The sequence below is a fragment of the Micromonospora sp. WMMD1102 genome (genome assembly GCF_029626265.1).
Taxonomy (GTDB): domain Bacteria; phylum Actinomycetota; class Actinomycetes; order Mycobacteriales; family Micromonosporaceae; genus Plantactinospora.
Map to the genome: position 1 here is coordinate 5,243,185 of NZ_JARUBN010000001.1, position 14,532 is coordinate 5,257,716.

Consider the following 14,532-nt stretch of genomic DNA (forward strand, 5'->3'; position numbering starts at 1 on the left):
TGATAGGAAACTTTCCAGATAGTGTCTGCGCACGCTACTCAGCAGTTCACCGCTTCGTCAAGATGTCCATGTTTCGATCCGCCGCGCACGCCCCGGCGAACGGTCCGCCACCGGCACCCGTACCCGGCCGGCGACAGGTTCGGACCGAACCGGGCGGGAAGCGATCCTGACCGCACCGCCGCCCGGTAGCCTCTGCACCATGACCGAGCGGAAAGCGAGCACCATTCGGGCCGGGCGACCGGTGCACGGGGACGAGCGGCCCGGAGGCACCCGGTGAGCGTCTTCGACGTCCAGATCGGAGCACTGACCGGCGACGGCTTCACCGACCTGGCCCAGTTCCGGGGCAACGCCGTCCTGGTGGTCAACCTCGCCTCCAAGTGCGGCCTGACCCCGCAGTACGTCGGACTCCAGACCCTGCACGAAAGGTACGCCGACCGCGGGCTGACCGTGCTCGGCGTGCCCAGCAACCAGTTCGCCGACCAGGAGCCGGGCACCCCGGCGGAGATCGCCGAGTTCGCCCGCTCCACCTTCGGCGCGACGTTCCCGATAACCGAGAAGATCGACGTGAACGGCCCCGGCCGGCACCCGCTCTACGCCGCGCTCGTCGACACCGCCGACACCGACGGCCACTCCGGCGACATCCGGTGGAACTTCGAGAAGTTCCTGGTCGGCCCGGACGGCACGACGGTCGCCCGGTTCGCACCCCAGGTCGAGCCGGAGTCACCGGAGATCGCCGCCGCCATCGAACGGGTACTACCCAGGTAGCGGGTACCGCCCGGCTGGCGGACACTGGACGGATGCGTACGGGCGTGGGCCGGGAGTGCCGGATCCTGCTGCGCAGCCCGGTGTCGTGGGTCGCCCCGGCGCTGCTGGTCACCGCCGCCGTGCTGCTGATGCCACTCAACGCCGGCTACCACGACTTCTGGGTCAACTACGACCCGCAGGGCGACGAGCAACTCCTGACCCGCTACCACGTCGACGGCGTGCAGACCGCCACCTCGGGATTCCTGGTCGGGCACCTGCTGGCCCTGCTGCTCGGCGCCGTACTCGTGCTGGCCGACTACGCGCCGACCCGACTCGAACATCGGGACGGCGTGCCCGAGCCCGGACAGGTGCTCCCCGGCAAACTGGCCGTGGCCGCCGGCGCGGGCCTGCTGCTGGGCCTGCTCAACGCGGCGGTGAGCATCCCGCTGGCGGCGTCCGCCTGGGGACCGCCGCCGAGCCGGGACCGGGTCGCGGCCGCCGGCCTCGCCGTCGACCCCGAACTGCTGGCCGACTCCGGGGTACGCCTGGCCATCGCCGTCGGGATAGCGATGTTCCCGCTGCTCGCCGCCGTGGGGGTGGGGCTGGGCGCACTTGTCGGCACCTGGTCCCGGCTCTGCGCGGTACTTGTGCTCTGGGGCCTGGCGTCGATCGGGGTCGGCGGAGCGGTCAGCCTCGCCACCCCGCGCCTGGCCGTACCGACGTTCGCGCTGCTGCTGCTGGCGCTGCCGGTCAGCGGACACGTCGCCATCGGTTGGGGCGCCCTCGCCGGGTTCGACGCCGCCGACGGCGGCGCTGACGGCGGCGTCCCGATCGGGTACCCGGAACTGGCCGCGATCGCCGCACTGGCCGGCGGGCTCGGCTACGCGCTCGCCGGCTACCGGCTCGCCCCGGCGCTGCTCCGCCGCCGACTCGCCGGTCGGCAGCCCTGCCCACCGCCGACGTGACCGGCCAGGCGTCCGTTCCACCCAGCGCACCGGGTAACGATTAGATCACTCGGCGTGGCATGCTTGCTCCCCTCGTCGAGCCCCCGCCACCCTGTCCCCGGCACACCCGGTCCCCGTCGCAGACCCGGCCGCGACCAGTGGCGGGCGGACGGACCGTGGGTGCGACATCCCGGGCCACCTGGCCGATACCCTGCCCGCCACATCCCAGGAGGCGAGATGGAGCACCTCGAACGACCCGTCCGGCCGGTACGCCGGATCGTCGCGGCAGCCGCCGCCCTCGGACTCGGACTCGGACTGTCCGCCGTCACCACCGCCCCGGCCAACGCCACACCTCGCGGCACCACTCCGCTCGGCAGCACCACCCCGGTCGGCGGCACCACTGCACTCGGCGGCACCATCACGCTCGGCACCAGCGCGCGGGTCGGCTACGTCCGGCTGGCCCACCTGTCCCCGGACACGCCGGCCGTCGACGTCTACCTCGGCCCGGCCGAGGGCACGGCCGAACCGCAGGTGTTCGAGGCGGTCGGCTACGGCGTACTCTCGCCGTACCTGCCGCTGCCGACCGGCCCGTACGCGGTCGCGATGCGCCGGGCCGGCGCCCCGGCCGACGACCCGCCGGTGCTCACCACAAGCGTCTCGGTGCGTGACGGGGAGGCGTACACCGTCGCCGGGGTCGGCCGCTACGCCGACCTGGGGCTGCGGGTGCTCGAAGACGACCTCAGCTCCCCCGCCGATGGCCGGGCCAAGGTACGCGTCGTGCAGGCGTCGGTACGCGCGCCCGTGATCGACGTCGCGCTGGCGGACGGGCCGAGCATCGCCGAGGGCGTACCCTTCGCCACCACCACGTCCTACCACCAGGTCACCCCGGGCCGGTCCACGCTGCGGCTGTCGGCGACCGGGGCGAAGCCGACGACCACGCCGGTGTCCCTGCGGGACGGGACGGTCTACTCGCTGCTGGTGCTCGACGCGAAGGCGGGCGGGTTGACCACGGAACTGCGGGTGGACGCCCGCGGCGGAGTGGTGGTGCCGGACGGTGGCGTGGACACCGGAGCAGGCGGCACGGCGACCGGAGCCGGCGGCACGGACATCGGAGCCGGAGCCGGAGCCGGTGGCACGGCGGGGGCGGGCGCGCCGGCGTACCCGCTCGGGCTGGCCGCGGTCGGCGCGCTGGCTGCGGTCGTGGTCGCGGCGGCGACCAGGTCCGCGCTCCGCCGCCGCCGCACGACGTGACGGCAGGCCACCCACGCCACGTGACGGCAGGCCGCGCGACGGTGGATCGATCGCTCGAGAGGGCGGGACGGACCGGGCCGGACGGGGTCAACCTGCTACTCTGCGCGGTTCTCGGGGTGAGTCTGGGGCTAGCGCTGGCCGGCGACGCGCTGCCAGTCCCGCCGTCGGCCACACCACCGACGGCACCGGTCACGCTGGCAGGCCCGGACGCGCCGCCAGGCCCGGACGCGCCGCCAGGCCCGGACGCGCCACCCGGGTCGGGCACGCTGCCGGCACCGGCCGCTGCCCCGCCCGGTGGCACAGCGCCGGACTGTCGGGACGGCTGCCCGGCCGGGGGGATGGTGGACCGGCCGGCCGCCGGGGCGCCGACCCGGATCCGCATCCCGAGGATCCGGGTCGACGCGACCCTGACCCGGCTGCGGCTGAACCGGTCCGGCCGGCTCGCCGCCCCACGCGGCTTCACCGAGGCCGGCTGGTACGCCGCCGGCACCGCACCCGGGGACGTCGGGCCGGCGGTACTCGCCGGGCACGTCGACTCGGCCACCGGACCGGCGGTCTTCGCCCGGCTGTCGGAACTGCGACCGGGCGACCGGGTCGAGGTGCGGCGGGGTGGCCGGTGGATCCCGTTCCGGGTGACCGGCGCCAGCCGGCACGCCAAGGACGAGTTTCCCACCGACGCCGTCTACGGGCCCACCCCCGGGGCGGAGCTGCGGCTGATCACCTGTGCCGGCGTCTTCGACCGGCCCACCCGGCACTACCGGGACAACCTGGTGGTCTTCGCCGTCGCCGACCAGCCGGTGGTGCTCCCCGGATCGGCCGCCGACTGACCGATCTTGATGACTTGTCGTCGTTCTCCCGACCACGATCAATCAAGATCTAGTGTGTTCCTCGCAGGGCGCGGCGGAGGTGGGGTGGGTCAGACGGGGCGGCGGCCGGAGAAGCCACACTCCACCCGGTGATACCAGCGCAGGTCGCTGTCACCCTCCAGCCAGCACCAGAGCACCGGCCGGCCGTCCCGCTCGCCCGGAAAGTCGAGCAGCACCGGGGCGAAGCCCTTGACCTGGATGTCGTGCCCGGTCAGCTCCTCCAGGATGCCGAAGATCCGCGCCTCCAGGCCCTTCACCTCGGCCAGTCCGCCGAGCGGGCTCGCTCCCCGGTCGGCCAGGTCGGCCCGCAGCTCGGCCAGATCGGCGCGGAGCACGATCAGCTCGTCGATCCGCGGCCGCAACGTCGCGATCAGGTGACGTGCCTGGGCAAGGGTGAACACGCGCACAGTATGGAGCACCCGGGGCCGACGGCGGACCCGACGTACGGCTCAGTCGTTCTGTGCCGCGATTTCCCGCGCCCGGTCCCGGGCGGCCTCCAGCGCGGCCAGCAGCGCCGCACGTACGCCGTGGTTCTCCAGCTCGCGAATCGCCGAGATGGTGGTACCGGCCGGCGAGGTGACCGCCTCGCGCAGCTTCACCGGGTGCTCGCCGGAGTCCCGCAGCATCACCGCCGAGCCGATCGCGGTCTGCACGATCAGCTCGTGCGCGACCTGGCGGGGCAGCCCGAGCAGGATGCCGGCGTCGACCATCGCCTCGACCAGCAGATAGAAGTACGCCGGGCCGGAGCCGGACAGCGCGGTCACCGCGTCCTGCTGGGATTCGGGCACCCGGATGGTCGCGCCCAGCGGCCGGAACATCTCCTCGGCGAGTTCCAGGTGTGCGGCGGTGGCGTGCACTCCGGCGGAGATCGCCGTCATCGCCTGGTCGACCAGGGCCGGCGTGTTGGTCATCACCCGGATCACCGGGGTGCCGTCGGGCAGCCGCCGGGCGAAGAAGTTCGTCGGCAGCCCCGCGCAGAGCGAGACCACCAGCTTGTCGGCCGGTACCTTGGCACCGATCTCGTCGAGCAGCGCGTCCGCGTCCTGCGGCTTGACCGAGACCGCGAGTACGTCCGCCTCGGCGACCGCCACCAGGTTCTCCACCACCTGTACGCCGTACCGGGTGGCGATCTCCTCGGCCCGGCTCTGCCGCCGGGTGGTCGCCAGCAGCCGGTCCACCGGCCAGCCCGCCCGGAGCAGCCCGGAGAGCATCAGTTCGCCGATCTTGCCGGTGCCGATCACGGCGACGGTGTGCGCTCCCGGTGCCATCGCTCCTCCTCCTCGGGTGGAAGCCGTTCCGCTCGGCGGGAATCCGGGTTGGCCCGCCGCACCCGGCGGAGAGATCAAGCTGACCCCTCGGACCGGGCGCGGCGGCCCAACCCGGCACGACAGGCGGTCAGCTGCCGAAGAAGACCTCGGCCTCGGTGTAGCGCTCCAGCGGCACGGTCTTCAGCTCACGGGTTGCCTCGGCCAGCGGAACCCGGACGATGTCGGTGCCCTGCATGGCGACCATCTTGCCCCAGTCGCCCTCGTGCACGGCGTCGATCGCCGACAGGCCGAGCCGGGTGGCGAGCACCCGGTCGAACGCGGTCGGGGTGCCGCCGCGCTGGATGTGCCCGAGTACGACGGTCCGGGCCTCCTTGCCGGTCTTCGCCTCCAGCTGCTCGGCGAGCCACTGCCCGATGCCGCCGAGCCGGACGTGCCCGAACGAGTCGAGTTCCTGGTTCTGCAGCCGCATCTGCCCGTCGAGCGGCTGGGCACCCTCGGCGACCACCACGATCGGCGCGTACTGCTTCTGGAAGCGCTTCTCGACGTAGGTCGCGACCTGGTCGACGTCGAACTGCCGCTCGGGCAGCAGGATCACGTTCGCGCCACCGGCCAGGCCGGCGTGCAGGGCGATCCAGCCGGCGTGCCGGCCCATCACCTCGACGACCAGGGTGCGGTGGTGGCTCTCGGCGGTGGTGTGCAGCCGGTCGATCGCCTCCATCGCGATGTTCACGGCGGTGTCGAACCCGAAGGTGTAGTCGGTCGCGCCCAGGTCGTTGTCGATCGTCTTCGGTACGCCGACCACCTGGACGCCGAGTTCGTGCAGCTTGGTGGCGACGCCGAGGGTGTCCTCGCCGCCGATCGCCACCAGCGCGTCCACGCCCTGCTCGGCCAGGTTGGTCTTGATCTGCTCGACCCCGCCGTCGATCTTGAACGGGTTGGTCCGGGAGGAGCCGAGGATGGTGCCACCGCGCGGCAGGATGCCCCGCACCTCCGCGATCCCGAGCGGCTTGGTCAGCCCTTCCAGCGGGCCGCGCCAGCCGTCACGGAACCCGACGAATTCGTGGTCGTAGGTGGCGACGCCCTTACGCACCACCGCTCGGATCACCGCGTTCAGACCCGGGCAGTCACCACCACCGGTGAGCACGCCGATACGCATGATCTGCTTCTCCTCCAGGAGCTTCGGATGAGCCCGTCAAGCCCCAGGGTGAAAGTCAGGTCAGACCGTCGGCGTCGTTGCCGGCCCGGGGCGGGCCGTCATTGCGCACTGTAGTCGCCCGCCCCGAGCCGGACCACCGCGCCCCGGCCACCGTCCGGGGCCGAACCGGTCATCGGGGCGGCCGGCGGGCGGTACGAGCCGAAACGATCACGAGTCGCGCTCAGGACGGCGCCGGGCGGGGATGCATGGCCTGCCAGCGGGCGAGGTTGTGCCGGGCGTCGACAAGCGCGTCGTGCCGGTCGGCGGCGGCGTCCGGCAGCGGCGGGCTGCCCTGGTCCTCCCAGCGCTGGCGCAACTCCTTGGTGAACCGGGGAATCTCCCGGGGCAACGCCGGCATCGCCCCCCAGAGCTGGGCCAGCGCCACGTGGTCGTACGCCGCGTACCAGGCCCAGAGTTCCAGTTTCTCCCCCGGCCGGCCCCGGACCGGCTCCATCAGGAACTCGTAGAGGTCGTCCCGGATCCGTTCCCGGGAGCGCCACGCCCGGTCGGCCGGCGACGGCAGCTTGTCCAGGACGTGCCGGCGTACCCACGGCACCGCCCGGGAGTCGTCGAACTCGGTGGAGACCGCGTAGAACTCGCGACCGTACTCGTCGACGACACCGATTGACACGAGGTCGACCAGCCGGCCGTCCTCGATGAACTCGCAGTCGTAGAAATAGCGGTAGACCATCGCCCGCCATCTTCGCCCATCCGTCCCGCCCTACGGGAATCGGGGGTGGAATTTCCACCATTCGGCGCCGACGTGCCGGTCGGAGTACGGCGGGCGGGAGGCCGGCGTGGTGATCCTGAGGTGTCGGCGGATCACCACGCCCTCCCTGCGGCCCGGCCAGCGCCCCCACGCCGGCCGGACCCCGGGTCCGCCGCGGCCGACCAGCGGGCTCTTGGCATGCCCTCCGGCCGGTCGCGGCTCCCCGCGCCCCCAAGGCTCCGCCACGCCCCCGTACGGTCCCCACCCAGTGGCGGATCTGACGTCAGAATGCGCCCTGCTCAGCGACAGAACTGTCACAGAAGTGATTTCGGGGGTGTACAGCAAGCGACACGACCGTCATGATCTGATGTGTACCGCTACCGGACCCTACCGGTATCAGTTTCACCTTGCTTCTTCGGTCGGTTGCGGGTCGTCCGAGAGCAAACTGTGGTTATTTACCGGGGAGGGGTTGAGCCGTGGAGGTTCGCCTGCCTGAGCCGGGCGACGCCCTCACCGGCGTCGAGATGTTCGCCGGCCTTGAGCCAGAGGTGCGCCAGCGGGTCATCGCCGCGGCGGTGCCGCGCACCTACCGCAAGGGGCAGCTGCTCTTCGTCGAGAACGATCCCGGCGAGTCCCTGATCGTCCTGCGCCGGGGAGCGGTCGCGGTGTTCCGCACCGCCCCGACCGGCGAGCGCGCGGTGCTCAACGTCATCCGCCCGCCGGACGTGCTCGGCGAGGTGTCCCTGTTGGACGCCTCCACCCGGTCGGCGTCCGCCGAGGCCATCGAGGACTGCACCGCGCTGGCGCTGTCCCGTGGGGCCTTCATGGAACTGGTCCACTCCAACCCGCGCATCCTCGACGCGGTGATGCGGTCGCTCGGCGGGCTGATCCGGCGGCTGACCGAGCAGAACGCCGACCACGTCTTCCTCGACCTGCCGGGTCGGGTCGCCAAGACGCTGGTCCGGCTGGCCGGCGAGAGCCAGGCGCCGATGATCACGATCGAGCTGAACCAGAGCCAGCTGGCCGAGATGGCCGGTGGCTCGCGGCAGAGCGTCAACCAGGCCATCGGGTCGTTCGCCAGCCGGGGCTGGCTGCGCACCGAGGGGCGGCGGATCGTGGTGACCGACGTCGCGGCGCTGCGTCGCCGGGCCGGCATGGCCGAGCGCTGACCGGGCGCCGACGGGCTGCGTCACCGGGTCGGCACGGCCGAACGCCGACCGGGCCGAACCGGTCCCGCGCCCCTGCCCGCCAGCGCCCTCTACTGTGTCCGGTCGGCGGGCCCGGTCGCCCCACTGCCCCGGATCGGGGAGGGGCGGTGTTCCGGCCCGGAAACGACGGTGGGCGCTCCGGAAGACCCGCCACGGTTTCCGGAACGCCCTCACAGCGCAGTGCGCGGGACCGGTCAGGTCGCCCCCGGCCAGTTGGTCGTGTCCCGGCTGCCGCCACCGGTCGCCCCCGGCCAGTCGGGGTTCTCACCGCCGACGATGCCGGCGGCCTGGAGCTTCGCCAGGGTGGCGGCGTCCACGTCGATCATGTCCCCCGAGGAGTGGCCGACGCCGTCGCCGTCGGTCCATTCCTTTTCCAGTCGGACGTACACCATTGCCCATCTCCCTGATAAATCGTCGATCGGTCGGCGCCAATGACTGTATCTTGGATCACTATGGGTGGGACTGTCCGCTAGCTAACAGCCCGGTTCCCGACACCGGCGCGGGCGCCGATACTCGGCGGTGGCGAACTCCCGCCCGCACGACTGCCGGCGGTTCGCCGGAACCCCCGGGCCGGCGGCCACGGCCGGACGGCGTGACGGCAACGGCCGAACGGCGTAACGGCCACGGCCACCGCCGGGCGGTGTAGGGGCCACGGCCGGACGGCGTGACGGCTGCGGCCGGACGGCGTCAGTTTCGCCCGGACAGCACGTCCCTTCGACGCTGTAGGAGGACGGCATCACCGCTAACTGCACCAGATGCGGCCGGATCGCCGCCGTCGGCGACCGTTTCTGCGGCGGCTGCGGCACCGAGCTGACCCCGGCCTGCCCGCACTGCGACCGGCCACTGTCTCCCGATGCCGCGTTCTGCACGGCCTGCGGCAAACCGCGCCCGAACCCGCCCGGCCGACCGGCCACGATGTCCCAGGAGGACCGACGGCGGGTCAGCGTGCTCTTCGTCGACCTCATCGACTTCACCCCGTACGTCGAACGGGCCGACCCGGAACTGGTCCGGGGCATGCAGACGGCCTTCTTCGCGGCGGCCCGCCGGGTCATCGGACAGTACGGCGGGGTGGTGGAGAAGTACATCGGCGACGCCGTGATGGCGCTGTTCGGGGCGCCGGTGGCGACCGAGACCGACCCGCTGCGCTGTGTGCGGGCGGGCCTGGAGTTGCAGCGGGTGCTGACCCGGTTCACCCCCACCGGCGCCGACCACCTGCGTTTCCGGGTCGGGGTGGCCACCGGCGAGGCGCTGGTGGACGTGGCCGCCGCCCGGGACGGCGGACAGGCCATCGTGGCCGGTGACGTGGTGAACACGGCGTCCCGGATGCAGTCGGTGGCGCCGCCCGGCGGGGTACTCGTCTGCGGCACCACGTACGCGCTCACCCGGGACGCCATCCGCTACTCCGAACAGGCGCCGGTCACCCTGCGCGGCCGCTCCTCGCCGACCGAGGTCTGGCTGGCGCTCGCCCCGGTGGACCGGCAGCCGCCGGACCGGGAGCCGGACACCACCCCGCTGATCGACCGGGAGCACGAGCTGGGGCTGCTGGTGAACGCGCTGCACCGGTCGATCCGGGACCGGCTGCCGCAGATGGTGACGGTGCTCGGGCACGCCGGCATCGGCAAGAGCCGGCTGGTCCGGGAGCTGTTCCGGCACACCGAGCGGCTGACCGACGAGCCGCTCACCTGGCGGGTCGGCCGCTGTCCGCCGTTCGGCGAGAACGTCACGTTCGCCGCGCTGGCAGACATCGTCAAGGCCGAGGCCGGGATCCTGGACACCGATCCGGCACCGGTCGCCACCCGACGGCTGGAGACGGCACTCGTCGAACTTGTCGGCCCGGGGCCGGCGGACCGGCTGATGGACGCGCTCCGTCCGGTGGTGGGGCTGCCCGGCCCGACCCTGCCGGCCGAGGAGTCCGAGTCGGCGTGGCGGCGCTTCCTGGTCGCGCTCGCCGCCCGCCAGCCGACCGTACTCGTCTTCGAGGACCTGCACTGGGCCGACGAGGCGATGCTGAACTTCGTCGAGCTGCTCGGGGCGTACGCGCAGAACGTGCCGCTGCTGCTGCTCTGCACCGCCCGCCCCGAGCTGGTCAACCGGGAGCCGAGCTGGGCCGGCACCATCACCGGCTCGATGACGGTGACCCTGCCGCCGCTGCGGGACACCGGCATCGCCTCGCTCTACGGGCACATCTTCGGCCAGGCGGCCTTCTCCACCGACATGCTCAGCCCGCTGGTCGAGGTGGCCGACGGCAACCCGCTCTACGCCCACGAGTACGTCCGGATGCTGATGGAGCAGGGCGCACTGCGCCAGTCCGGCCGGGGCTGGTCGCTGGAGAAGCAGCCCGACCTGGCGATGCCGGACAGCGTCCACTCGGTGATCGCCAACCGGGTGGACCTGCTCGACGGCCCGGACCGGATGGTGCTGCTGGCCGCCTCGGTGGTCGGCGTGCAGTTCTGGCCGGGGGCGGTGGCGGCAGCGCTCGGTCAGTCGGTCGAGTCGGTGGAACGGACGCTGCGCCGGCTGGAGCAGCGGGACTTCGTGCACGAGCAGGCGACCTCGGCGATGGCCGGCCAACCCGAGTTCCGGTTCCGGCACGTGCTGGTCCGGGACGTCTGCTACCAGCGGCTGCCCCGGACCGAGCGGGTCGCCCGGCACGACCGGACCGCGGACTGGCTGGACAGCATGTCCCGGGGTCGGGACACCGACCTGGCCGAGGTGCTGGCCCACCACCGCTGGGCGGCGCACGAGATCGCGCACACCCTCGGGGTGGACACCGAACGGTACGCGCCACCGGCCCGGGAGGCGCTGCACCGGGCGGCCCGCCGGGCGTACGCGCTGCACGCGCTGGACGCCGCCGCCAACCACGCGGGGCGGGCGCTCGGGCTGGCCGACGACAGCGATCCGGTCGGCCGGCTGCACCTGGAACTGCTGCTCACCGAGATCTCCTATTTCCGCGACGGCACCGCCTTCCTGGCCGGTGGCGGCACCGACCAGCTGCACGCGCTCGCCGACCGGCTCTTCGCGTACCAGGAGACGGGTGGCGCGGCGCGGGCCTGGACGCTGCTTGGCAAGGCCGCCTGGCTGCGGGCCGACCGGGCCGGGGCACTGTCCTGCCTGGACCGGGCCGGGGAGCTGTTCGACGCGCTGCCGGACACCGCCCAGAAGGCGGACGCCTACGCCGAGCTGGGTCGGCTGCACATGCTCAACTACGAGCGCGACCCGGCGGTGGCGGCGGCCGGCGCGGCGGCGGACATCGCCGAACGGCTCGGCCTGGTCGAGGTGCAGACCGACGCCCGGATCACCGTGGCGACCGCCCGCTACCAGGCCGGTGACCGGGCCGGCCTGGACGAACTGCACAGCATCCTGCGGTTCTGCCAGGATTCCCAGCTCGTCGTGCTGCCCCGGGTGGTACGCAACCTCGCGCACGCGATGCGCGAGGAGGGCGACTGGATCCGCGCCGACGAACTGGTCGCCTTCTGCCCGGCGCTGGCCGAGGCCGAGGCGCTGTCGACCGGCGGCTCGGCGGAGGCCGCCCGCGCCTACTGGGAGGGCGACGTCGGGCGGCTGCTGACGATCGCCGACGGGTTCGTGGACACCCCGGCCGGCCGCTGGGACATGCAGATCCGCGGCATGCGGGCCTACCTGCGGGTGCTGCGCGACGAGCCGGTGCCGGGCGGGACCACGGGCGGGACGCCGGCCGGTCGGCCCGAGGTGGGCTCCCCCGACGACGTGGCGGACGCGTTGCAGACCGCCCGGCGCAGCGGCTTCCACCGGCTGCACTGGAACATGCTGGCCCTGGGCGCGTTCTGCCGGACGCTACAGGGGCGCACCGGCGAGGCTGCCGACCTGCTGGCGGAGCTGACCGATTCGTGGGCGACCGTGCCGGCCCTGGCCAGCGGGGAGTGGCTGCCGGCCGCCTCGTACGCCGCCGCGCTCACCGGCCGGGACTCGGCGGTGCGTCTCCGGGGCATGCTGGACGCGGTCACCCACTCGACGCTCTGGGTGGAGGCGGCGGTGCGTACCGTGACGGCCGCGCTCGCCGGCGCGGACGGCGACCACGAGCGGGCCGGCCAGCTCTATCTCGCGGCGGCGGAGAGCTACGGCCAGATCCCGGACGCGACCGACCGGATGTTCGGGCTGGCGCTCGCCGCGCAGCAGCTGGCGCTGGCCGGCGACGACTCCGCCGCCGAGATGGCGCTGGCCGAGGTACGCGCCTTCGCACTGCGCAACAGGGTGCCCGGCCTGCTCCGGCTCGGCCACCCCCCGCCCGCCCAGGAGACCGAAACCCCGATGCTCGCCTCCTGAGGCGACCTCCCATGCCGGACCCACGCCGAACCCGCCAGCGAGAGGCTCGCTGCGGCTCGGGTGGCTCCGTCGGCTCGGGTGGCTGTCAGGCGGCCAGGGAGTCGGCGGGCGAGTCGGCGGGCAGATTGCCGGCCGCCGTCACCGCCGTCCGCGGCTGCTGGGTCTTGATCTTCTGGGCGTAGATGTCGACGTACTCCCGGCCGGAGAGTTCCATCAGCTCGTACATGATCTCGTCGGTGATGGCCCGCTCCACGAAGCGGTCGCCGCCCATCCCGGCGTACCGGGAGAAGTCCAGCGGGCGGCCGAACCTGATCCTGACCCGCTTGATCTTCGGCAGCAGCTTGCCGGGCGGCTGGATCTCGTCGGCGTTGAGCATCACCACCGGGACGACCGGGGCGCCGCTGTCCAGGGCGAGCCGGGCCACCCCGGTCTTGCCCCGGTAGAGCCGGCCGTCCGGCGAGCGGGTGCCCTCCGGGTAGATTCCGGCGAGGTTGCCGGAGCGGAGCACCTCGAGCTGGGTGTCCAGCGCCGCCTGCGCGGCCCGGCCGCCGGTGCGGTCCACCGGGATGGTGCCGGTGCCCACGAAGAACATCTTCACCAGCCAGCCCTTCAGCCCTTTGCCGGTGAAATATTCGGCCTTCGCGACGAAGGTCACTTTTCGCTTGACCATCAGCGGCATGAAGATCGAGTCGGAGAACGACAGGTGGTTGCTGGCGATGATCGCCGGGCCGGAGGCGGGGACGTTCTCCCTCCCCTCGACCTGCGGCCGGAAGATCAACCTCAGCCAGGGCCCGAGGATGACGTACTTCATCAGCCCGTACAGCACCAGTGTCCTTCCCGAGCGTCCCGCGCGTCCCCACGTCGGCCGCCGGCCGGGCAGGACGCACGGGTACGCGTCGAGCGGGGCCGGTGTCCGCGGGCGGGAACTGTCGGCAAGAAGCCTACGAAGCGGGTACGCCGCGCCACAACGCACTCCCGCAACCCGTGCCCGCCGTGTCACGATTCATTGCACGGCACATGCGGCGCGAGCGGTCGGCGACACGGCCACGCGGCACAGGCCGGTAAGGGAGGGTGTCGGGGTGTCAGCGGGTGGCGCCCGCCGGGGACGGCGGGACAACGGGCTGGAGGCGACGGAGTACGCCGTCGCCGGCGACGTGGACCCGCGGCTCGGCGAGCACCTGCTCGACGTACTGGCCGCGGGCGGGATCGCCGCCTATCTCCAGCCGTCCGCCGACCTCAACCCGGTGACCCGGACCACCATCGTGCCGCCCCGGCCGGTGGACCGGCTCTACGTCGACCGGAGCTTCCTGGCCACCGCCCGGGACTACCTGACCCAGCTCGCCGACGAGGACCCGCCCGGCCAGCCGCCGGCTCCGCGCCAGGATCCGGACCCGGACGTGGAGGCGGAGTGGGTTAGGATCGTCGCCGGCTACCACACCGAGGTCGCGGCGGACTCCCGGTCCTGGCCCGCCGTCGAGGACGTCGCGGCCGCCGAGTCGACCGACCGGCCCGCCGGGACGGGCACCGCCCGGCCGGGCACCGACCCCGCCGGTCCGGCCGAACCGGGCGTACGCCGGCTCCCCTCGGCCACCGAGTTCTCCGGCATCTCGGTCGGCGGCCGGGCCGACGAGCCGTCGCTGCTCGACGGGCTGGACACCTTCGGCGCGGACCTGCCCGGCGACCCGGACGACGAGCGCTACGTCCCGCCAATGCCGCCGCCGCTGCCCCGGCTGTCGAAGTACGCGGTGGTCGGGGTGCTGGCCCTGGTCGCCGGCTTCGCCCTCTTCCTCTTCCCGCACCTGCTCCCGATCGACCGGGGGCTGGTCACCATGCTCGGCTTCGCCGGCATCCTCACCGGGTTCGTGACGCTGATCTGGCGGCTGCGGCCCGGCAACGAGCCCGACGATGACCCGGACGACGGAGCGGTGGTCTGAGCCCCGCCTGTCCCCCGCCGTCCCCCGCTGTCCAGATCGCGAGATTCATCACCCCGTGGAGCCAGGGCGTAACACTCGCGTAATTTCGCCTCAGTAGGAATACTGCTGTCA

Annotated in this window: 13 protein-coding genes; 7 read left to right on the forward strand and 6 right to left on the reverse strand. The window is 73.0% G+C overall.

Annotated features, from left to right (window positions below; translation table 11 throughout):
• Window positions 1-273 precede the first annotated feature (273 nt).
• From O7626_RS23455 to O7626_RS23470, 4 genes are all read left to right on the forward strand, one after another.
• Window positions 274-765 carry a glutathione peroxidase gene (locus tag O7626_RS23455; RefSeq protein ID WP_278063260.1) on the forward strand — a complete coding sequence of 164 codons (492 nt, stop codon included), beginning with the start codon at window positions 274-276 and terminating at the stop codon, window positions 763-765.
• 32 nt (window positions 766-797) lie between these two features.
• Complete coding sequence (locus O7626_RS23460) at window positions 798-1,709, forward strand: hypothetical protein (RefSeq protein WP_278063261.1); 912 nt, start codon at window positions 798-800, stop codon at window positions 1,707-1,709.
• Between the two features lie 216 nt (window positions 1,710-1,925).
• Entirely contained in the window at window positions 1,926-2,939 is a 1,014-nt protein-coding gene (locus O7626_RS23465) for a DUF4397 domain-containing protein (RefSeq protein WP_278063262.1), read from the forward strand.
• 116 nt (window positions 2,940-3,055) lie between these two features.
• Window positions 3,056-3,766 (forward strand): class F sortase, encoded by a 711-nt coding sequence (locus O7626_RS23470; protein WP_278063263.1) that lies wholly within the window; start codon window positions 3,056-3,058, stop codon window positions 3,764-3,766.
• An 89-nt stretch (window positions 3,767-3,855) separates the two neighbouring features.
• On the opposite strand, the gene O7626_RS23475 is transcribed toward O7626_RS23470, so the two are convergent.
• The 4 genes from O7626_RS23475 to O7626_RS23490 form a co-directional block, all read right to left on the reverse strand.
• Window positions 3,856-4,206, reverse strand: coding sequence for a DUF2203 domain-containing protein (locus tag O7626_RS23475; protein ID WP_278063264.1), 351 nt, complete (start codon window positions 4,204-4,206; stop codon window positions 3,856-3,858).
• A 48-nt stretch (window positions 4,207-4,254) separates the two neighbouring features.
• Complete coding sequence (gene proC, locus O7626_RS23480; RefSeq protein WP_278063265.1) at window positions 4,255-5,073, reverse strand: pyrroline-5-carboxylate reductase; 819 nt, start codon at window positions 5,071-5,073, stop codon at window positions 4,255-4,257.
• 127 nt (window positions 5,074-5,200) lie between these two features.
• The gene (locus O7626_RS23485; protein ID WP_278063266.1) at window positions 5,201-6,229 is read right to left on the reverse strand and encodes a 6-phosphofructokinase; all 1,029 of its coding nucleotides are present in this window, start codon (window positions 6,227-6,229) and stop codon (window positions 5,201-5,203) included.
• 220 nt (window positions 6,230-6,449) lie between these two features.
• Window positions 6,450-6,959 carry a polyadenylate-specific 3'-exoribonuclease AS gene (locus O7626_RS23490; RefSeq protein ID WP_278063267.1) on the reverse strand — a complete coding sequence of 170 codons (510 nt, stop codon included), beginning with the start codon at window positions 6,957-6,959 and terminating at the stop codon, window positions 6,450-6,452.
• A 494-nt stretch (window positions 6,960-7,453) separates the two neighbouring features.
• Here O7626_RS23490 and O7626_RS23495 point away from each other — a divergent pair, with 494 nt between their 5' ends.
• Window positions 7,454-8,146 (forward strand): Crp/Fnr family transcriptional regulator, encoded by a 693-nt coding sequence (locus tag O7626_RS23495; protein ID WP_203868553.1) that lies wholly within the window; start codon window positions 7,454-7,456, stop codon window positions 8,144-8,146.
• A gap of 233 nt (window positions 8,147-8,379) precedes the next feature.
• On the opposite strand, the gene O7626_RS23500 is transcribed toward O7626_RS23495, so the two are convergent.
• Window positions 8,380-8,577, reverse strand: a complete 198-nt coding sequence (locus tag O7626_RS23500; protein WP_278063268.1) for a hypothetical protein — start codon at window positions 8,575-8,577, stop codon at window positions 8,380-8,382.
• Between the two features lie 343 nt (window positions 8,578-8,920).
• On the opposite strand from O7626_RS23500, the gene O7626_RS23505 reads away from it, so the two are divergent.
• Window positions 8,921-12,487 (forward strand): adenylate/guanylate cyclase domain-containing protein, encoded by a 3,567-nt coding sequence (locus O7626_RS23505; RefSeq protein ID WP_278066280.1) that lies wholly within the window; start codon window positions 8,921-8,923, stop codon window positions 12,485-12,487.
• Between the two features lie 85 nt (window positions 12,488-12,572).
• Here the strand turns inward: O7626_RS23505 and O7626_RS23510 are convergent, their stop codons facing one another.
• Window positions 12,573-13,313 carry a lysophospholipid acyltransferase family protein gene (locus tag O7626_RS23510; protein WP_278063269.1) on the reverse strand — a complete coding sequence of 247 codons (741 nt, stop codon included), beginning with the start codon at window positions 13,311-13,313 and terminating at the stop codon, window positions 12,573-12,575.
• 253 nt (window positions 13,314-13,566) lie between these two features.
• On the opposite strand from O7626_RS23510, the gene O7626_RS23515 reads away from it, so the two are divergent.
• Window positions 13,567-14,421 (forward strand): DUF308 domain-containing protein, encoded by an 855-nt coding sequence (locus O7626_RS23515; RefSeq protein WP_278063270.1) that lies wholly within the window; start codon window positions 13,567-13,569, stop codon window positions 14,419-14,421.
• The last annotated feature ends 111 nt before the right edge of the window (window positions 14,422-14,532 follow it).